General features: G+C 56.4%; 19 protein-coding genes. 11 read left to right on the forward strand and 8 right to left on the reverse strand.

The window, feature by feature from the left end; all coding sequences use genetic code 11:
- Window positions 1-641 precede the first annotated feature (641 nt).
- From VLK31_RS27365 to VLK31_RS27395, 7 genes are all read left to right on the forward strand, one after another.
- Window positions 642-3,362, forward strand: a complete 2,721-nt coding sequence (locus VLK31_RS27365) for a DEAD/DEAH box helicase (RefSeq protein WP_409171624.1) — start codon at window positions 642-644, stop codon at window positions 3,360-3,362.
- A gap of 6 nt (window positions 3,363-3,368) precedes the next feature.
- The gene (locus VLK31_RS27370) at window positions 3,369-5,648 is read left to right on the forward strand and encodes a DNA methyltransferase (RefSeq protein WP_409171625.1); all 2,280 of its coding nucleotides are present in this window, start codon (window positions 3,369-3,371) and stop codon (window positions 5,646-5,648) included.
- Between the two features lie 19 nt (window positions 5,649-5,667).
- On the forward strand, window positions 5,668-6,957 hold the full coding sequence (locus VLK31_RS27375; protein WP_409171626.1) for a DUF2130 domain-containing protein: 1,290 nt from the start codon (window positions 5,668-5,670) through the stop codon (window positions 6,955-6,957).
- A 46-nt stretch (window positions 6,958-7,003) separates the two neighbouring features.
- Window positions 7,004-9,010: an AAA family ATPase gene (locus VLK31_RS27380; RefSeq protein ID WP_409171627.1), complete on the forward strand. Its 2,007-nt coding sequence runs from the start codon at window positions 7,004-7,006 to the stop codon at window positions 9,008-9,010.
- Between the two features lie 5 nt (window positions 9,011-9,015).
- On the forward strand, window positions 9,016-9,297 hold the full coding sequence (locus tag VLK31_RS27385) for a hypothetical protein (protein WP_409171628.1): 282 nt from the start codon (window positions 9,016-9,018) through the stop codon (window positions 9,295-9,297).
- 74 nt (window positions 9,298-9,371) lie between these two features.
- Window positions 9,372-9,707: an H-NS family nucleoid-associated regulatory protein gene (locus VLK31_RS27390; protein ID WP_409171629.1), complete on the forward strand. Its 336-nt coding sequence runs from the start codon at window positions 9,372-9,374 to the stop codon at window positions 9,705-9,707.
- 29 nt (window positions 9,708-9,736) lie between these two features.
- Window positions 9,737-10,339: a PIN domain-containing protein gene (locus VLK31_RS27395; RefSeq protein WP_409171630.1), complete on the forward strand. Its 603-nt coding sequence runs from the start codon at window positions 9,737-9,739 to the stop codon at window positions 10,337-10,339.
- Here VLK31_RS27395 and VLK31_RS27400 read toward each other — a convergent pair.
- The 7 genes from VLK31_RS27400 to VLK31_RS27430 all read right to left on the reverse strand — a co-directional run bounded on the left by VLK31_RS27400 (window position 10,336) and on the right by VLK31_RS27430 (window position 14,105).
- On the reverse strand, window positions 10,336-10,629 hold the full coding sequence (locus VLK31_RS27400; protein WP_409171631.1) for a hypothetical protein: 294 nt from the start codon (window positions 10,627-10,629) through the stop codon (window positions 10,336-10,338). The genes VLK31_RS27395 and VLK31_RS27400 overlap by 4 nt on opposite strands.
- Window positions 10,630-10,658: 29 nt before the next feature.
- Complete coding sequence (locus tag VLK31_RS27405; RefSeq protein WP_409171632.1) at window positions 10,659-11,783, reverse strand: DUF4062 domain-containing protein; 1,125 nt, start codon at window positions 11,781-11,783, stop codon at window positions 10,659-10,661.
- 70 nt (window positions 11,784-11,853) lie between these two features.
- Window positions 11,854-12,012 (reverse strand): hypothetical protein, encoded by a 159-nt coding sequence (locus VLK31_RS27410; RefSeq protein WP_409171633.1) that lies wholly within the window; start codon window positions 12,010-12,012, stop codon window positions 11,854-11,856.
- A gap of 32 nt (window positions 12,013-12,044) precedes the next feature.
- Window positions 12,045-12,719, reverse strand: a complete 675-nt coding sequence (locus tag VLK31_RS27415) for a hypothetical protein (RefSeq protein ID WP_409171634.1) — start codon at window positions 12,717-12,719, stop codon at window positions 12,045-12,047.
- Window positions 12,720-12,726: 7 nt separating this feature from the next.
- On the reverse strand, window positions 12,727-13,041 hold the full coding sequence (locus tag VLK31_RS27420) for a hypothetical protein (RefSeq protein WP_409171635.1): 315 nt from the start codon (window positions 13,039-13,041) through the stop codon (window positions 12,727-12,729).
- Window positions 13,042-13,374: 333 nt separating this feature from the next.
- The gene (locus VLK31_RS27425; protein ID WP_409171636.1) at window positions 13,375-13,683 is read right to left on the reverse strand and encodes a hypothetical protein; all 309 of its coding nucleotides are present in this window, start codon (window positions 13,681-13,683) and stop codon (window positions 13,375-13,377) included.
- 164 nt (window positions 13,684-13,847) lie between these two features.
- Window positions 13,848-14,105: a hypothetical protein gene (locus VLK31_RS27430; protein WP_409171637.1), complete on the reverse strand. Its 258-nt coding sequence runs from the start codon at window positions 14,103-14,105 to the stop codon at window positions 13,848-13,850.
- Between VLK31_RS27430 and VLK31_RS27435 the strand changes: the two genes are divergently transcribed.
- The 4 genes from VLK31_RS27435 to VLK31_RS27450 all read left to right on the forward strand — a co-directional run bounded on the left by VLK31_RS27435 (window position 14,089) and on the right by VLK31_RS27450 (window position 17,218).
- A complete protein-coding gene (locus VLK31_RS27435; protein ID WP_409171638.1) occupies window positions 14,089-14,280 on the forward strand; it encodes a hypothetical protein in 192 nt (63 codons plus the stop codon). The genes VLK31_RS27430 and VLK31_RS27435 overlap by 17 nt on opposite strands.
- Entirely contained in the window at window positions 14,277-14,588 is a 312-nt protein-coding gene (locus VLK31_RS27440) for a hypothetical protein (RefSeq protein ID WP_409171639.1), read from the forward strand. The genes VLK31_RS27435 and VLK31_RS27440 overlap by 4 nt, the downstream gene beginning before the upstream one ends.
- Window positions 14,589-15,111: 523 nt before the next feature.
- Entirely contained in the window at window positions 15,112-16,053 is a 942-nt protein-coding gene (locus tag VLK31_RS27445) for an ArdC family protein (protein ID WP_409171640.1), read from the forward strand.
- A gap of 196 nt (window positions 16,054-16,249) precedes the next feature.
- Window positions 16,250-17,218, forward strand: coding sequence for a GIY-YIG nuclease family protein (locus VLK31_RS27450; protein WP_409171641.1), 969 nt, complete (start codon window positions 16,250-16,252; stop codon window positions 17,216-17,218).
- Between the two features lie 11 nt (window positions 17,219-17,229).
- Here the strand turns inward: VLK31_RS27450 and VLK31_RS27455 are convergent, their stop codons facing one another.
- Complete coding sequence (locus VLK31_RS27455) at window positions 17,230-17,805, reverse strand: hypothetical protein (RefSeq protein ID WP_409171642.1); 576 nt, start codon at window positions 17,803-17,805, stop codon at window positions 17,230-17,232.
- Window positions 17,806-17,861 lie beyond the last annotated feature (56 nt).

A 17,861-nucleotide genomic window follows, 5' to 3' on the forward strand; every position in this document is an offset into this window, starting at 1 on the left:
CCGCAGAAGTCCGCCGTTTTCTGCGGTAACATTTTTGGGCTTGTGGCGAGTTTGTGGCGGATGTGACTTGCACGTCTTCGCCAGTACTGGCGTTCATATAGGGTCTCGATGCCCATCGGGCGACCTCAAAGTTCGAGTTGTTGTGGCGCATTCATCGCCACCAGGTAATCGACCGCCGTCCGGCGCGCGCGGTCGTATTCCCGAGGGCTGTCTCCGCAGAATCATGGCTTTTATGGTCATTCTAAAGATCGTGTTCAGTTCGCCAGTCGCCTTACCCCGCAGCGTTTCGATGTCCGAGATGCGCGTATTCATGCTTCTCCCTGTCTCGGAAGCTGAGCTGCGCGCCCTTGTGAGGCCGGTAGATCGCCCAGTTGGATGCCCAGCCACCCATGGGTCGAAACGTCTGAGGAAGCGCCAGGCGCTTGTGGCTCAAGGCAGGTTGGGCTCAGAAAAGGACAACAGGGCCTTCTGGCGGACCTGCGGGGAGAGGCGCGACATGCCACGCATCTAAACGAGTAGGTGGCGGGTTGAAGCGAATCAGCGGCTATCCTCGCCCCGCCAAGCGTGAAAGATTCGCCTAGCCTGGCTGTGAGCGCACAGCTATAAGAAAACCACACAAGAACACGAGGACGGAAGCCAACATGGCGCTGCACCCCAGCTTTCCCACATCACCTTACGAGGTCTTGACGCCTGCGCATCGCTGGTTTCCGGCTGCTGAAGAGCTTCGTAGCACCGCCTACGAAAAGCTGTTGCCGCCGCTTGTCGCGAAAGTACGCGAAGAGGTCAAGAGGTGGCGTGACGCCGACTATTCAGGGGCGTCGGCAACCTCGCGAGCCCTCCTGAAATGGTGGTTCGCAACGGACCACCTTATCGAGCAGGCTGACGGCACGCAGAGCGAGTTCCGCTACTACTTCGCACAGCGTGAAGCTGTCGAAACAGTCATCTGGCTGTATGACGTCCACGGTGCGCGCGACAAGTTCGACCTACTGCGCTTCGACGCCTCAGGTGCGGTTTCGACGAATATGTTCGACGAAGACTGGCCACGCTACGTCGTCAAGATGGCAACGGGCGCGGGAAAGACGAAGGTGCTATCGCTCCTGATGGCCTGGAGCTACTTTCACAAGCAGTACGAAACAGACTCGACGCTGTCACGCAACTTCCTACTAATTGCTCCAAACATTATTGTTCTTGACCGTCTACGGACTGACTTCGATGGACTACGCATCTTCTTCAATGACCCTGTCTTGCCCGACAACGGACACGCCGGTCAAAACTGGCGCGACGATTTTCAGGTAGCGCTGCACATTCAGGATGATGTGCGAATCGTACGTCCGACCGGCAACATCTTTTTGACGAACATCCACCGGGTCTATCTCGGGGAGATTCCAGAGCCATCGCTTGAAGACGATGACCTGCGCGACTACTTCCTTGCGCCGTTCGGGGCCAAGCCGGTCGGAAAGACGAACGACAGCAACACCGATCTGGGAGAGATCGTGCGTGAAATCGACGAACTCGCTGTGTTCAACGACGAGGCGCACCACATACACGATCCGCGCATGGCATGGTTTCAGTGCATCCAGGACATTCATCACCGGATGCTGCAGAAGGACCTACGGCTCACAATTCAGATCGACGTAACGGCTACACCGCGTCATGACAATGGCGCGATCTTTGTGCAAACCGTGAGCGACTATCCACTGGTCGAGGCAATTGCCCAGAATGTTGTGAAGCACCCTGTGCTTCCTGACGCAGTCAGCCGCGCCAAGCTAACTGAGCATAAGAGCCCGCTGATTTCCGAGAAATACGCCGACTATCTCCAGCTTGGCGTCGAGGAATGGCGCAAAAGCTATGCCGAACATGAAAAGCTCGGCAAGAAAGCCGTGCTTTTTGTAATGGTCGATGACACCAAGAACTGCGACGAAGTGGGGTCCTATCTTGAAAAGATATCTCCCGAGTTGCAAGGCGCGGTGTTGGTGATCCACACCAAGGCCAACGGCGAAATTTCCGAAGCAGCATCCAGCAAGAACAAGGAAGAGTTGGACATATTACGCAAGCAATCGAACGAAATTGATACCTGGAAGTCACCGTACAAGGCCATCGTCTCCGTCTTGATGCTCAAGGAAGGATGGGACGTGCGCAATGTCACGACCATCGTTGGCCTGCGAGCGTTTGCGGCGAAAAGCAACATTCTTCCCGAGCAGACGCTTGGACGTGGCCTGCGTCGCATGTACTTCGGCAGCGAGCAGAAAGAGACTGTTTCCGTTATGGGCACGCAGGCCTTCATGGAATTTGTCGAATCTATCCAGAATGAAGGCGTGACGTTCGACCGCGTGCCAATGGGGGGCGCAGGCGGACGAGAACGCCAAGATTCCTTAATCGTTGAGGTTGAGACCGATTCACCAAACAAGGATATCGATGCACTCGATATTGCCGTCCCGCGGCTCACACGCCGATTTAACCGCGAATTCAAGGATCTAACCGAACTAGAACCGGAGCATTTCGGCAACCAAAAATTGGCCGTCAAGCCCTTCACGCCGGAACAGACGCGAGAGATCGTGTTTAAGAAAATGCTTGACGCCGAAGTCGATCACACCATGCATCTCGATGGCACGGGCCCCGGCGACTTCCGCTCGGTCGTCGCATTCTTCACGCGTCAGCTACTTAAGGATCTTCGACTCGTCGGCGGCTATGACCAGCTCTATCCGAAGGTGAAGCAGTTTGTACGAGATCATCTATTTGAAGAGCCTGTTGATCTCGAAGACCCGGTCATCCTTCGCAACCTCTCCGAGCCAGAAGTGGGCAAAGTGCTCTTCGACCACTTCCGCGCGGCAATCAATAAACTGACCATCTACGAAGGCGGAAGCTCACGCATCGAGGGGCATATCCGCCTTCGCGACACACGCCCATTCCGAACTGAGCCGCGCGGCTACGTGCTGGCAAAGAAGTCCGTCTTTAATCGGATAGTCGGCGAAGTGAATGCCGAGGGCCTCGAACTTGACTTTGCCGCGTTCCTGGAATCGGCATCCGACGTGCAGGCCTTCGGCAAGAACTACATGGCGGTCGGCTTCAAGATCGAGTATGTCAAGGCTAACGGCGAGCTTTCAACATACACGCCGGACTTCCTCGCACGAACGACAGACGGGAAAGTCTGGGTCGTCGAAGCGAAAGGCCGTGAAGAGCTTGATCTGCCGCAGAAGATGGCCCGGCTTCGTCAGTGGTGCGAAGACGCGACTGAGGCGACCAAAGATGATGGCGGGCCGTCGTACAACTTTGTGTATGTAGACCAAAAGAGTTTTCAAAAGCACAAGCCTTCGACATTCGCAGGGCTGGCGAGCACATTCCGAGAATACCAAGAGGACTGACCAACCATGGCACCCAAAAAAAACTATGAGCTGAGCGAATCAGAGCAGCGAGATTTGGTCACGCTTATTCAGCAGGGTAGAGCTTTACCAGAAAAATATCGCTTTCTTCTTTTTGAAGATCGACAAGAAGTCGAGCTTGTCTGGAATGGTAAAACTCGCGACGTCTGCACTACAGTGCTGCCATTTCAAACCTTGGAACATATTGACGAGCCGCGATTTGAAACGAAAACACAAGAGGATTTGTTCGACAGTCGTGGCCGACAGCTTAAGGGTTGGACCAACAAGTTAATCTGGGGGGACAATAAACTAATTTTATCGTCCCTGAAATCAGGCGCCCTCCGCAAACAGATTGAAGACGCGGGAGGCTTAAAACTAGTCTATATCGATCCTCCATTCGATATCGGCGCAGACTTTAGCATGGACATTGAGATTGGCGGCGAAACGTTCCACAAAGAGGCTAATTTATTAGAACAAATAGCCTACAGAGATACATGGGGGCGCGGAGCGGACTCATTCATCTCAATGATATACGAACGCTTAATCTTGATTCGCGACCTCATGTCCGACGATGGCAGCATCTATGTCCATATTGGGCCACAAGTTAGCTCAATGTTGAAGCTCGTTCTAGATGAAGTTTTCGGCAAAGACAGATTTCAAAACAACATTCGCTGGAAAAGGATGTCTGTAAGCGGTTTCAAAGGAAAGCAGAAACTCCCGTTCAATCACGAATCGATTTATCTGTACACCCGCTCTGAGAAGTTTACCTATAATTCGCAGCACACAGAATACAGTGCCGAATACAAGGAACGGTTTAGGTATAAAGATGCAACGGGTCGACTTTACCGAGGTGATCAAAATCTTGGAACGGCCACCAGTCCCACGACCATTGAACAGATGCGTAAGGACGGTCTAATTCACGAAGGTGAAAATGGCAATCTATATCGGAAGCAATTTCTTGATGAACTGCCAGGGGTTTTACTTGACGACATATGGACCGACGTGCCTTGGGTCACTGCTGGCCATCAACGAATTGACTATCCCACTCAAAAACCTGAAGCCCTCCTGCACCGAATTATTTCACTCTCCACCAACGAGGGTGATCTAGTCGCGGATTTTTTCTGTGGTAGCGGAACTACGGCAGCTGTAGCTGAAAAGCTCGGTCGAAAATGGATAGCCAGCGATCTAGGGAAATTTGGGATTCACACGACACGGAAACGTTTGATCGGGGTTCAACGTGACATGAAGGCGGCTGAAAAAAGCTTTCGTGCTTTCGAAGTACTGAATCTTGGCCGTTACGAGCGTCAAGCCTACCTCAATGTTTCAGGCAGATTTTCAGATTCCCAAAAGGCGGACATTCTTGCGAAAAAAGAAGTCGAATTCCGGGAACTCATAATGAGAGCTTATAAGGCGACTGTATTCGGCGACAACGCAGCTGGCCAAGCCCAAGAAGGATTTTTCCATGGGGCACGCAACGGCAGACTTGTCGTAATTGGTCCAATCAATTTGCCAGTGGGTCGACTGTTTGTAGAAGAGGTTATTACCGAATGCCGAAAACGCGGTGCATCTAGGGTAGATATTCTAGCATTCGAATTTGAAATGGGCCTCTTTCCTGCCGTTCTAGAGGAAGCCAAAGGCAAAGGGATTGATCTTGCGCCAAAATATATTCCGGCAGAAGTATTTGACAAGCGAGCGGTAGATAGGGGAGAAGTTGTTTTTCACGACATTAGCTTTGTGGAGGCAACGCCTCGCTACGACAAGAAGAATAAGTTGGGAATTAGTATTCAACTAACCGATTTTTCGGTTTACTACACACAGGGTGCAGCCGAGGCTGCAATTTCTGCCATGAGAGAAGGCAAGAATGAAGTGATGTGTGAGCAGGGCCAACTCTACAAGGTCAGCAAAAGCAAGGAAGGTGTCGTCCACAAAGAACGGCTGACCAAATCATGGACTGACTGGGTGGACTATTGGGCTGTCGATTTCGATTATCTGCAGCGCAAGGAGATCATCAAAGTTCCAATCGGCACCGGCCTTGGGGGCGTCGCTACATTGCAAGGCTTTGAGCTTCCGCAAGGGGAGCTGACCTTGCCTGAGTTCGAGGAACGCTGGACCGGTGGCTACATTTTCGAAAACGAGTGGCAAAGCTTTCGGACACGGCAAAGTCGGGACTTAGATCTTACGACTGCCCTCCATACCTACGACCGGCCTGGCCGCTATACCGTTGCGGTAAAGGTCATCGACATCTTCGGCAACGACACAATGACGCTAGTACCCGTAAACGTCGGCTAATTTGAAGGACGAGAGTTTTATGACAGAGCCGACCATCAACTGCCCCAGCTGCAAAATTGAGATCCGCCTCACGGAGTCGCTTGCCGCCCCTCTACTTGCGGCAACGCGCCAGCAGTTTGAGGAGCAGCTGTCCAAAAAGGATGAGGACATTGCGAAGCGCGAACAAGGCGTTCGGGAGAAGGAAAAGCAAGTTGCCGAGGCCAAGCGCTCCCTTGACGAACAAGTTGCAGATCAGGTCGCCGCCACGCTAAAAACTGAACGCCAACGCGTCGCTGCGGAGGAATCAAAAAAAGCCAAGCTCGCCAGCGCCGCTGAACTCGATGCCAAGGCACGCGAGGTTTCCGACCTTCAAGCCGTTCTGCTGAGCAGGGAGGAAAAACTTGCGGAAGCACAGAACGCGCAAGCGGAACTGATCAAAAGGCAGCGCGCCCTCGATGATGAAAAGCGCGAGCTGGATCTCACTGTAGAGAAACGGGTGCAGGTTGGCTTGGACGAGGTGCGCGTACTTGCGCGTCGCGAGGCGGAAGACGGACTCAAGCTGAAGGTGATGGAAAAGGATCAGACCATCGCTTCAATGCAGCAGAAAATCGAGGAGTTGAAACAGAAAGCCGAGCAGGGGTCCCAGCAGCTTCAAGGTGAGGTCCAAGAGTTAGATCTGGAAAACTTGCTTCGGGCAAAGTTTCCATACGATTCCATCGAGCCTGTCGCGAAGGGAGAGTTTGGTGGTGACGCGCTGCACCGAGTAGTCACTCCGACCGGACAGCAATGTGGTTCGATTTTGTGGGAGTCGAAGCGCACCCGAAATTGGAGCGATGGGTGGCTTGTGAAACTGCGAGAGGATCAACGAAGCGCGAAGGCCGAGGTCTCTGTCTTAGTCAGTCAGGCGTTGCCGAAGGGCATTGAGGCATTCGATGTCATAGATGGCGTATGGGTCACAAGCCCGCGCGCCGCCTTGCCTGTGGCAACGATCCTGCGTCACTCCCTTATGCAAGTCACAATGGCGCGGCAGGTCACGGAGGGCCAGCAAACGAAGACTGAAATGGTCTACGAATACCTTACGGGGCCGCGATTTCGACACCGCGTTGAGGCGATTGTCGAGGCGTTTTCCGCAATGCAGACCGATCTCGACAAGGAGCGCAAGGCCATCATAAAGCAGTGGGCCAAACGCGAAGAGCAGATTGAGCGCGTGATGACGGCGACGGTAGGGATGTATGGTGACTTGCAAGGCATTGCAGGTCAGTCGCTTGAAGAAATAAAGGGACTTGAGTTTGAAGCCTTGGCGTTGGACGACAGTAGCTCCTCTGACTAAACATTAGCTATGCGCAATAGCTAAAACAAAAATATTGGAGAAGACAATGCTTGAGCGAATCTCTGAAATTCAGGGCATCGGCCTACTACACAATGCGAATGGGAAAACGCATACATGTCGCAAAGCGACGTTGATCTATGGCGACAATGGAAGAGGTAAATCAACCTTAGCCACAATCCTACGATCCCTCTCCACTGGCGATGCATCACTGATCGCCCATCGAAAGACACTCGATGGGACATTGCCGCCAAAAGTAGCGCTTCAGTTCGGTAGCGGTCATCAAGTCAACTTTGCGATGGGGGCCTGGTCGGAGCGACGTTCGGAGGTTCTCGTCTTCGACGCTGACTTCATCGAGCGAAATGTTCACTCAGGCGGAGCGGTCAACACCAACCACCGGAAAAACCTTCTTGAGTTTGCGCTCGGTGAGCCAGCTGTTGCTGCCCGCGCGGCGGTAGACAAGGCCACGACGGACGCAAAGAAGGCGTCAGAGGATGTTCAGGCTCTCACCCAGCAATTGTCGGGCTTTCACCAAGGCTTTACCTTGGCGCAGTTCGAAAAGCTGTCAGTGGTGGCAGATGCCGACAAGCAACTGGCCGCGCTCCAAGGGCAGATCACAGCTGCAGCGAACATCAACGCGATTACCGCGAAGCCCATCCCGGCAGTTGTCGCTGAGCCAGCGTTCAATCTTGCAAGCGTCTTTTCTGTTCTTGGGACCTCGCTCAAAGATGTGCATGAAGATGCAGAGCAGATAGTAAAGAAGCATCTTGAAAAGCTGAACAACAAGGCTGCGGAGGGATGGCTAAGCCAAGGTCTGCAATTTGGTGACGGCAAGACTTGTCCATATTGCGATCAAGCAACGACTGACAATGACTTGATCAAGGCCTATCAGACTCATTTCAACGCAGCATATGCGGACCTGAAAGTTAAAGTCACTTCTCTGCAGGCATTGATTGCTACGGGAACTGCAAAGTCGATTGTTGACTCGATGCAACAAGCAATCGCCACAGCTTCAGCTCAAGCAGTTGCTTGGGCCGAGCAAGTGCCGACAGAACCACTTGCTTTTGATTCACTTCTCTCCGCAAAGGCGCTGCAGGAACTTCGCGAGTTTTTGTTGGATCTTGCGCGGCAAAAGCAAGCGTCTCCGGCTGAGGCCATAGGGTCGCCTGCCGATCTCGCCAAAGCCGAACAGCTTTGGGTCGGTGTCCTCGCGCCACTCAAGGCATCAAACGTTGCGATCAAAGCAGCAGCGGATCTGATCAGCATCTACAAGGGCAAGCTCGCTACGGCGAACACCGCCGTGCTTCAGCAACAGGTCTTGAGTATCCAGGCCGCAAAGCGCCGTCATCAGCAGAACGTGATAGATATTCTGGCGAAGTTGGCCACTGCACATAACGCCGCAGAAGCTGCAGAGAAAGTCAAAAAAACTCAGCGTGAAACACTTGATACGCTGATGACTGCAACGCTCGGTAAGTATGAAAAGGCTATCAACGTCCTACTCAAAAAATTCGGTGCGTCTTTCAGCATCCAAGGCATGGGGGCAAACTTTCGGGGTGGCGCTCCGCGCAGTGAGTACGGCCTGCAGCTTCGCGGTAAGACCGTTGCATTGGAAGGCGGAAACCCGTCCTTCGCTACGGCGTTGAGCGAGGGCGATAAGCGCACCTTGGCATTCGCATTTTTCGTCGCGAGCACTTTGGCGGATGCAAAGCTGTCTACTAGAACTTTAGTGGTAGACGACCCCATGTGCAGTCTCGACGTTAATCGTCGACAACATACCAAAGCCGTCTTGAAAAGCCTCCACGCAGGCTCCGCACAGCTTGTTGTGCTTGCCCATGATCCGTACTTTCTCCGAGACTTCCGTGATGCACTATTGAAGGCCGATTCAGCTGCTTCGATAGTCTTTTTCAGCTTGGCCCAGCTGCCAATGACTACACAGGCTTCGGAGCGCTCGACATCGACAAAGAGTGTGAGTCTTCATATTTTCAGCATCACCGTTTGCTCAACGATTTTTGCGCAGGTGCAGCGGGAGATGCCCGTACGGTTGCAAAGGCGGTGAGGCCGATGCTGGAAGGCTACCTTCATCGAAGATTTCCCGGCCTTGTCCCGAAGACATTGCTGTTTGGTCAAGTCGTCATTCAGATCAGGGATGCAGCTTTGCCAAGCCCGCTTGTGTATGCCCAAGGCCTTGTCGCAGAGCTTAATGAAATCAACGACTATGCGGGCCAGTTTCATCACGACACGAACCCCGGAGGGGCTGATACTGTTCCTGTAGTTTCATCAGAATTGAAAACCTTCGTCACTCGTGCCCTGCACGTGGTTCATAAGGGCGAGGCGCACGCGTAACGGAGATTCTTCGTGTCACTCGCTGACAAGCGCATTCGCTCAACTTTTTTTGCATCTACAAGCACTCCTAAGCAATGACAACACTTTCTCTCGCCGACATCCAGGCACAGATCAAGGCGCACGAGGAACAGCTCGCGGAACTGAGGGTAGCTGCGGCAAAGCACCGCGCTGAGGAAGTCAGCGCGGTTGTCCAGGACGTGCGCGCCAAGATTGCCGAATATGGCATCACCGCGAAAGAGCTTGGCTTGAGCGGCAAGGCGGCGACGCGGCGGGCCACAGCCACCCGGACAGGGCCGCGCTATCGCGGGCCGGGGGGCGAGATCTGGGTTGGCGGTACGCGCGGGCGCAAGCCGCGCTGGCTGAGCGAGGGGCTCGCCGCAGGCAAGACCCTTGCCGACTTTGCAGCCTGACGCTGTGCCAGTCACCTGATCGGGAAGCGATGGGCCAGCGCATCAACTACGTGCTCATCGATTACGAGAGCGTTCAGCCCGAGGCGCTGTCTGTCCTGCATGAAGATCACTTTCGGCTGATCGTCTTTGTCGGGGCGACGCAGGCCAAGGTGGCGTTTGAGACCGCCGCCGCCCTGCAGCGCATGGGAGAGCGGGCGTCGTACATCAAGATCTCGGGGAGCGGACCGAACGCACTCGATTTTCATATCGCGTTCTATATCGGGCAGCTGTCGCTGCAGGACTCGAGTCCTTACTTTCACATCATCTCGAAGGACACCGGCTTCGATCCTCTGATCCAGCATCTGAAGGACAAGAAGATACTGGCGGCGCGCTGGCGTGATGTCAGCGAGATTCCGCTCCTGAAGGTTTTAAACGCTAAGCTCCCGGGCGAGAAGATTGCGGTGATCACCGCGCATTTGCACGCACGCGGATCGGCGCGGCCACGCAAGGTCAAGACCTTGTCGAACACCATCAACGCGCTGTTTCAGAATGCTGTTCCTGAGTCGGAGCTGGTCGCGCTGATCAACGAGCTGCAGGCGCAAGGGCTGATCACGATCAGCGATACAAACGTCAGCTACAGCCTGCCGGGCTAACCTTGTTTCTTGGCCCAGAAGGGCTCGGCGATCTGTCGCCATGTCTTGTAGGTGCCGGCTGCGCTGATCACACTGCCGCGCTGCTTCAGGAAACCCTGCGCGGTATAGATGTCGGCAAGCACTTCCGGGTTGCCGTAGTAGGGAGCCGGTCCCTTGGCGTCGCCGACAGAGATCACGCGGGCGCAAAGATCATTCCACGTCGTGCGGGTGATCCAGAGCGGGTCCGGCTGGACCGCGAACCACATCTCATAGACATTGGGTTGGGAGTCCTGCTTGAGGATATGAAACATCTTGATCCTGTGTCGCGCTGCCGCTCGATCTAGCGAGACTTGCGCTGCCTCCGCAGGGGCACCATCAGATCTTCTGAGAGACGCATTGCATCGAATCGCAAGGCTGCGCGCGGGCAGCTCACGGTGACGGGTGGCTTCTCTTCGTTCCCGCCGAAACCCATGCTTCCGGAGTTCGGCTGCGCGTCATCTTCAGCCTGCGTCCGCCAGCCAAGATGCTCGCTGGCGTTGATGCGCGCCGATAGCGCGACATGCGTCAGCTTCTGCGTGGCGTCGATACGCTCAAAAAGCCACGCGGCATAAGCAATGCCGGCGCTTAGCTGACGCACGACAGTTTCCTCGATGATCGCGAAGCTTCCGCCGAAGCCGTGCTGTCCGCGCGGTCTACGGTCTTCAAGGGGCAGACGCAACAGGATGCCGCCCTGTTCATCAAGCTGAATCCGGCTTCCGCCGTCCTGCTCAAGAACCAGCGCCGCTCCATCGATATCGCTTTCCACGCCCTTGCTGCGGTCAAAGAGGAGCGGCTCGGTGAAAAGCGCGCGCTGATGCAGGTCGCTGGCCAGTGCTGGCGCTTCGAGTTCGGCCGGGCGCAGGATGTTTTGCAAGGGGCCGCCAGCGATTGCAAGATACAGCACCGGCGACTGGATGGTGTTGCCGCGCCCCTCGCGCGGCAGGAGCGCGATCGATGATTGCTTCAGCGCTCCGGTGTCGAGCGGGGCCGTCGCGTGGGCCAGTTGATACTCATGGATAGCACCGGTCACGAGGTCTCGCAGCTGTTCTGGCGTGGTGAAGCCGCCCCGAAAATAGCCGTGCTGCCAGCCCTGGACTTCAGTCACAAACTTCGTTTGCTGGGCGTCGCGCGTAATGCCCTCCTGTACGAACACGAACACCGGCCTTGAATCTCTGGCTTCAAGAAATTCCTCATGCGTCGGGGAGACATTGGACGTGCCCTGGACTGAGCCATAGCGTTCGCCGAGGATCAGCACGACCAGATCGGCTGATCGCACGCCCTGCAGGCAGGCAATCTGCGGCGAGTTCGGCTGGGCCGGAAAATCCTCGGCCATGACTGCCTCATGTTTCAGCGCTGTCACGGCAGAGCGGGCAGCGGCGCGAAACGGCTCGAAGCCGCCGATCAGGGAACTGATAAATATTTTCATCTGTCTTCTGCCTTGTTCTATTGGTCAGGGGCATACCAGCATATCGCGCGGCAGGCGACAAGCTCCATGCTCAGCGCACTGCCCACAGGAGCAGCGCAACGCTCAGAACGAGCAACAGCAGGATCAGCGATCCGAACGGGTTTTTCTCCAGGACCTGGACGAAGGCGGCAAGATCGGTGAGCTTTGGAAGACGTGGCACAGGCACCCTTTCGATAAAAGTGCGCCGCATGGCGCAACGAACCGAAAGATAGGCCGGCCGGCTCACTCCGTCATCAGTTTTCGCCGTTTCGTCAAAAACCGCGACAGGGATATCTCCTTGCCCAGAAACTGTGACTGGTTGCGCTCGATCTTCAGGATCAACGCTTTAGCCTTTGTCTTGCCGACGCCATAGCCGGTCGCGGCAAGCACGCGCTCGACTGCCATATCGAAAGAAGTGATGGTCTCGTCCTTGTGCGCGAGCGACCACACCTCGTGATAAAGCCGTCCCCCGAGCTGCCAGTCAATTTTGACCTGGGCGGCTTTGTTCGCGGATGCGGTCGGAACCCCGCGGCTGGCAAACACCTGATCGAGTGAGTGCGTCCGGCCCGGTTGCAGAAACCGGTCCATCGCGCTTTGGAAGGCAATCGCCAGCCAGGTCGGAAGCGGAAGGTTCTCCTCCGCGCACATCCTCACAGCCTGCAACAGCGACAGCGTGTCGCCGTCCTCGAAGCGCGATTTGAAGACGCCAAGCTGTCGATGGATGTCGTCGAGCGACATGCACCTCGTCGAGGTGCGCGGATGACCAAAGCGGTGCCCTGTTCGAAAGAACGTCGCCGCCTTGCCCCATGCCGGCTCAAGCGCGGCAAGGTCGCGTTCTTCGTCGTTCGCGACATTCTCGAAGCCGGGCATCAGGCCCGGCCAGTCTTCGGGATCGCCGTAGTCGACAGTCCCGCTCATAGATCTTTTAGAAGTAGGCGCGCTTCAGGCGGTGGCCCATCGAAGCGACGCTGAAGCCGATAAGCATCATCAGGATCGCAGGGACACAGCCAATGATGGATTCCGGCACGAACCAGGTCGGAATAGACGGGTAGAGATCCGCCAGCGTTTGCGGGTTGACCGTTTGCTTTCCGAAGCTAAGTGCGACGGCGCTGACACCGGTCATCACATTGCCGATCGCGCCGAGCACAAGGAGGAACGCGCCCGTGCGGACGAGGTTGTTTCCGAGGTCGATGAGACGGCGGGGCTCGGTCAAAAAGTATTCGTAAATCCGTTCAAACATGGTCTGGTCCTTTCGGGTCTGGCATCACGCCGACGCCTTTTCAAACACTACCCCAGGGGGTCCGTAGCCTTTCGAGGCCAGATATAGCGTACTGCAGATTCCTCATTTGAGCGATCCGGGCTTTGCCCGACCGGGCTCTATGCGCTGGCGCGCACCGGGCCTGCAAGGTCCCGGCCTGACGGTGACGATCCCTATCGCGGAAAGAGGTACAGCCAGCCGCTGGAGCGGCATGTTCAGCCGGACGCCCTCAATAGCTTGCAGCCAGCGCAACCGCACAGATGCAATTGAGCGAACCCTGAAAAGAGCGACCGCAGTGCTGCGGTCGCTTTCGGTTCAGCGCCGAAGCTTGAGCGCGATGCTCACCTGCAGGCAGGTTTGACGCGCAGCGATCGCTTTCTCCGGTTGCTCATGCCGGGACGCTTCGCTTGCCAGTCTGAACAGCACATGCAGTTCAAGGGACGGCATGGCTTTCAAGGCATCGATGGTGTAGTTGAAGATCATCTTCTTCTCCTTCTGCTGAAGGCCGCCCATTGCGGCCTGACAGTCGGCGAAGGGACACAAGGCAGTTCTGGCTCTGGCATTCGCGCAGCGAACCGCAACGATCAGAGAAGGAGCGCCGTCTCGGCGCTTGCAGGGCTTCATGAACCCTTGTGGCAAAACGAGCTGCTCAGGCCCGCATCGGCGATCTCCACGCAGGGGGCACGAATCTCACATGCCATTGATCGGATGGAAGCCGGGCTTGCAGCCCACACCTGCTTCAGTCTGGCAATCGAGCGGGCGGGAACGTCGCAAGAATTTCTCAGCGCTCACGTGTTTTCTCGACCCGCTTGCGTCAAGGTCTTTGATCTCGTTTTCTTGATTGATCCGCTGCCAGTGATGAACACAATGCCTTCGGGCAGCCAGCCCTCCATGGGCGAGCGCGTGACCGCGTCGTCCTCGCTTCCGTGCGCGAGCGCGTGTGCAGCTGCGGGCGTCCCAGGAAGTCCGGCTTGGACACCCGTCAGGCCCTTTTGTTTCATCGCAACGATCAACAAAGGAGAAAACGCGATGACGACCAAACGCAAACCTGAACTCGTGGCCTACACCGTGACCGGAGAAGGTGAGAAAGCTTACTGGACCCGCATCGGCTCGGCCTGGGCCCATAAAGACGGCGAGGGGTTCAATCTCGACCTTGCCGCCCTGCCAGTCAACGGACGCATCGTCCTGATGCAGCCAAAGCCTGAAGGAGACGCCGCATGATCTCGCGCATCTTCGTCAAGCGCCTGCAATGGGCGTGTATCACCGTTGAAGTGAGCTACGAGCCGAACTGGCTCGGTCTATCGATCGGAGGTGAGCCCGTGGCTCACCTCCAGCTGCGGAGCGTTGGTCCAGAGCGCGGTGCGCTGCCTGTGTCAGAGACGGGATATTGCTCTCGCTTTGTCAGCGGCGACGAAGTCGATGCCTGCGGCGGCCCGCTGGCTTTTGCGCTCGCCTGGCTCGATGAAGCGGCGTCCCTGCCGGCATGGAAGGCAGAGCAGGAGGCGGCGCGGCAGTTCAGCTTCTTCTGATATTCGTTCAGTGAAAAAGTCGGCTCGCACGAGCCGGCTTTTTTTGTTCGGACCTTGATGGGACAAGACCGGGGGAGTGGATATCAGGCAGCAGAAGCGGAGACGGTCTCGATACAGCAAACAAAAAATAACTGCATGGGAGGGCGAGCCGGGCAGGCCCGGCCGGGCTCTATGCGCTGAATGCGCACCGGGCCTTGAAGTCCCGGCCAGACGGTAACGATCCCTCTCGCGGGAAACGATCAGCAGCGTTCGCTGCGTACGACTTTCGCGGGCGTTCCGCCCGGAAAACTTTGTCTTGAATCTCTAAGGGGCCAGCCCCTCGCGCTCTCCGTGGTGAAGGCTTCGCCCAGCCTTGGCCGGTATCCCCATGCTTCGCTAAAGCTGCAGCACGGCTTCGCCGCCCCTCTCGGGTGGGTGATCCCCCTCCGGCCAGTCTGCCACTCCGTTTGCGTCCCCGGTTTCGCCAACGGGCAGGGGTGATGCGCATTTGCATCGACCCCAAACCCGATCAGGAGTGAAGACCATGAAGACCGCCAAGACCTTGAAGACTGCAGCGCCGAAGCTGGACGTTTACACCCGTGTGACCGAGAAAATCATTGCATCGCTGGAGGCCGGGACGCGGCCATGGCAAAAGCCATGGAGTGCGCCAGAAAGTTCGGGGCGCGGCGTCATGCCGCTGCGCGCCAACGGTACGCCCTACCGCGGGATCAATGTCCTGCTGCTCTGGGGCGAGGCGATGGACAAGGGCTACAACCGCAATACATGGATGACCTACAAACAGGCGGAAGGCTTTGGCGCGCAGGTGCGCAAGGGCGAGAAGGGTTCGATGGTTGTCTATGCCGATCGCGCCACGACCACCGAGACCGACGACAAGGGCGAAAAGGTGGAACGCGCCTTTGCGTTCATGAAGGCTTACACGGTGTTTAACGTCGAGCAGATCGACGGCTTGCCGGAGCGGTTTTTGGTGACGCAGGCAGAGCCCGCACAGGACAAGCTGCAGATGTTTGCGGCGGCCGAAGCGTTTTTCGAGCGGACCGGCGCAAAGTTTCGGCATGGCGGCAATCGCGCGTTCTATACGACCGGCGGCGATTTCATTCAGCTGCCGCCGCTGCAGGCCTTTTGCGATGCCGAGAGCTACACCGCCACCAAGGCGCATGAATTGATCCACTGGACAGGTCACAGCGCGCGCATGGCGCGTGAGTTTGGGAAACGGTTCGGCGATCAAGCCTATGCCTTCGAAGAACTCGTGGCCGAGCTGGGTTCGGCGTTCTTGTGCGCGGGCCTCGGCATCACGCCAGATGTGCGCGAGGATCATGCGGCCTATCTTGCAAGCTGGCTGCGGGTCTTGAAGGAAGACAAGCGCGCGATCTTCTCGGCTGCCGCCCATGCGCAGCGTGCGGCGGATTTTCTGGAAGGGCTGCAGGAGCGAGGCGAGGTCAGCGCCGAACAGCTTGAGCCGGCGTGAGGCCGCCTTCTTCTGAAAAATCGCCGGGTTTTGTCCCGGCGATTTTTTTGATGCGCCCCTGGCCTGCCGGCCACCCGCGCCCCCCTCCCTTAAGAACGAAGCAGCTCAGGCCGTTGACAATGCAACCGGCAAGCGTTTTAGGTTTACAGAAGGCATCCAACCAAGCTAAAAGTCGGATAGTCACGCGCAACATTTGATGGCAAAAATAGAAATGAACTTGCTTCTAGGACGATCGATAAAGCTATATCTGGTGGACGGAACTCCGCACGGCGTCATGACTGCTGAGATCATGAACTGGACAGGTCATGTATTGATGGGGCCGAGAACCCAGCTGCTCGAACTGGTCCAACGTCCAGAGATGGTTCGCACGGGCATCTATTTTCTAACCGGGCCGGACCCAGAGGTCGCCGGAAAGACGCTGGTCTACATCGGAGAAAGCGACAACGTCGGCAAACGACTCATTCAGCACAACAAGGATGAGAGCAAAGATTTCTGGGAGCGTGCTTGCGTGATCACCAGCAAAGACCAGAACCTTACGAAGGCACATGCGCGCTACCTGGAGAGTCGAGTGATTGCAATCTCTCAAGGCGTCGGCCATGCGAGCGTCCACAATGCGACCTCACCGGAGTACGGTTACTTACCGGAAGCGGACATCGCCGACATGGAGTACTTTCTTTCAATGGTGAGGTTGATCTTGCCGGCCCTAGGGCATGAATTTCTTCGAGAAAAGCCTCAGGCTGCTCCTTCAGCGCCGGTCCTTGGGGGTCAGTCGAGTGACGGACCAGCGAGTGTTGCCTCCTCGCCGATCTTTGTGGCGCGGAGCATAAAACATGGGCTTCTTGCGCAGGCACAGGAGATCGGCGCGGACTTCGTTGTTCTAGCCGGATCTGAAGCACAACCAAAATGGATCGGTTTAGACGCTCACTCATACAAGACTCAGTTTGATCGCCTCATTGAAGAGGGCAAGCTCGTTGTGCAGCTTGACGGAACGAAAGCTCTTTTTAGTGAGGACGTAGCATTTAAGAGCCCTAGCGCCGCTTCTGCGATCGTGTTCGGCCGCGCCTCGAACGGACGTATGGAATGGAAGGTCAAAGATACCAATGAGACTTACGCTGATTGGCAGAACGACACCCTTGCCAGGGTCGAGCAGGCAAAACTTCTGTAGCCAGTACTTGCCTATCGCTCACGGCCGTCATGATGGTCCACTTCACCGCGATAGAAATCGCCGGATTCGATCTCGCTTGAACTCTCGTCGCTGTACCGGCCAAAGTCCGAATTTTGTTCACGGTCTTTTGGTGACTGCGCGTGCTGCGTGAAGGTTTGGGAGAGGTCAGCAGAATCTTCGGGAATGTGATCCGCCGCGCTGTCGCCGGCGCGTCCGCGCGTAAAGGTCTCCAGCTCCGCACTGCACCGGGCCTCGATGCCGAGAAGAGCCGCCTCATGACGGCGGTCGCAGTTGCTCTCTGCAAGGTTGCAGAGCTGCTCATACGACATCAGCTTGCGCTTTGAATCTGGCGGCGACAGCTCGGGACTGGATTGCCACAGCGCCAGACGCGCTGTTTCGGCGGCGACCTCCTGCGGCTTCTCTTTCTCGTAGCGCTCAACTTCGCGCTCTGCCTGTCGTTCGTAACGATCGATGACGGCTTGAGCGCTCTCTCTGTCTGCCTCGCTCAACTTTGCGAGGTGCTGCTCACGGTCGAACTTCGCCGCCTGGTCGAAGCTTTGCCGCGCGCCTTCATCTTTGTTGGTCATGACCGGCTTTCGAAAATGTCCTGGACGAGGAGTTGCTCGCATGCCAGGGTGCTTGC

It is taken from the genome of Variovorax sp. H27-G14 (assembly GCF_046156345.1).
Lineage (GTDB): Bacteria > Pseudomonadota > Gammaproteobacteria > Burkholderiales > Burkholderiaceae_C > Variovorax.

Excerpts from the sequence above, each read along its gene's own strand:
- VLK31_RS27365 (WP_409171624.1), top strand. The coding sequence starts at position 642 with ATGGCGCTGCACCCCAGCTTTCCCACATCACCTTACGAGGTCTTGACG.
- VLK31_RS27370 (WP_409171625.1), top strand. The coding sequence starts at position 3,369 with ATGGCACCCAAAAAAAACTATGAGCTGAGCGAATCAGAGCAGCGAGAT.
- VLK31_RS27375 (WP_409171626.1), top strand. The coding sequence starts at position 5,668 with ATGACAGAGCCGACCATCAACTGCCCCAGCTGCAAAATTGAGATCCGC.
- VLK31_RS27380 (WP_409171627.1), top strand. The coding sequence starts at position 7,004 with ATGCTTGAGCGAATCTCTGAAATTCAGGGCATCGGCCTACTACACAAT.
- VLK31_RS27385 (WP_409171628.1), top strand. The coding sequence starts at position 9,016 with ATGCTGGAAGGCTACCTTCATCGAAGATTTCCCGGCCTTGTCCCGAAG.
- VLK31_RS27390 (WP_409171629.1), top strand. The coding sequence starts at position 9,372 with ATGACAACACTTTCTCTCGCCGACATCCAGGCACAGATCAAGGCGCAC.
- VLK31_RS27395 (WP_409171630.1), top strand. The coding sequence starts at position 9,737 with ATGGGCCAGCGCATCAACTACGTGCTCATCGATTACGAGAGCGTTCAG.
- VLK31_RS27400 (WP_409171631.1), bottom strand. The coding sequence starts at position 10,629 with ATGTTTCATATCCTCAAGCAGGACTCCCAACCCAATGTCTATGAGATG.
- VLK31_RS27405 (WP_409171632.1), bottom strand. The coding sequence starts at position 11,783 with ATGAAAATATTTATCAGTTCCCTGATCGGCGGCTTCGAGCCGTTTCGC.
- VLK31_RS27410 (WP_409171633.1), bottom strand. The coding sequence starts at position 12,012 with ATGCGGCGCACTTTTATCGAAAGGGTGCCTGTGCCACGTCTTCCAAAG.
- VLK31_RS27415 (WP_409171634.1), bottom strand. The coding sequence starts at position 12,719 with ATGAGCGGGACTGTCGACTACGGCGATCCCGAAGACTGGCCGGGCCTG.
- VLK31_RS27420 (WP_409171635.1), bottom strand. The coding sequence starts at position 13,041 with ATGTTTGAACGGATTTACGAATACTTTTTGACCGAGCCCCGCCGTCTC.
- VLK31_RS27425 (WP_409171636.1), bottom strand. The coding sequence starts at position 13,683 with ATGAAGCCCTGCAAGCGCCGAGACGGCGCTCCTTCTCTGATCGTTGCG.
- VLK31_RS27435 (WP_409171638.1), top strand. The coding sequence starts at position 14,089 with ATGACGACCAAACGCAAACCTGAACTCGTGGCCTACACCGTGACCGGA.
- VLK31_RS27440 (WP_409171639.1), top strand. The coding sequence starts at position 14,277 with ATGATCTCGCGCATCTTCGTCAAGCGCCTGCAATGGGCGTGTATCACC.
- VLK31_RS27445 (WP_409171640.1), top strand. The coding sequence starts at position 15,112 with ATGAAGACCGCCAAGACCTTGAAGACTGCAGCGCCGAAGCTGGACGTT.
- VLK31_RS27450 (WP_409171641.1), top strand. The coding sequence starts at position 16,250 with ATGGCAAAAATAGAAATGAACTTGCTTCTAGGACGATCGATAAAGCTA.
- VLK31_RS27455 (WP_409171642.1), bottom strand. The coding sequence starts at position 17,805 with ATGACCAACAAAGATGAAGGCGCGCGGCAAAGCTTCGACCAGGCGGCG.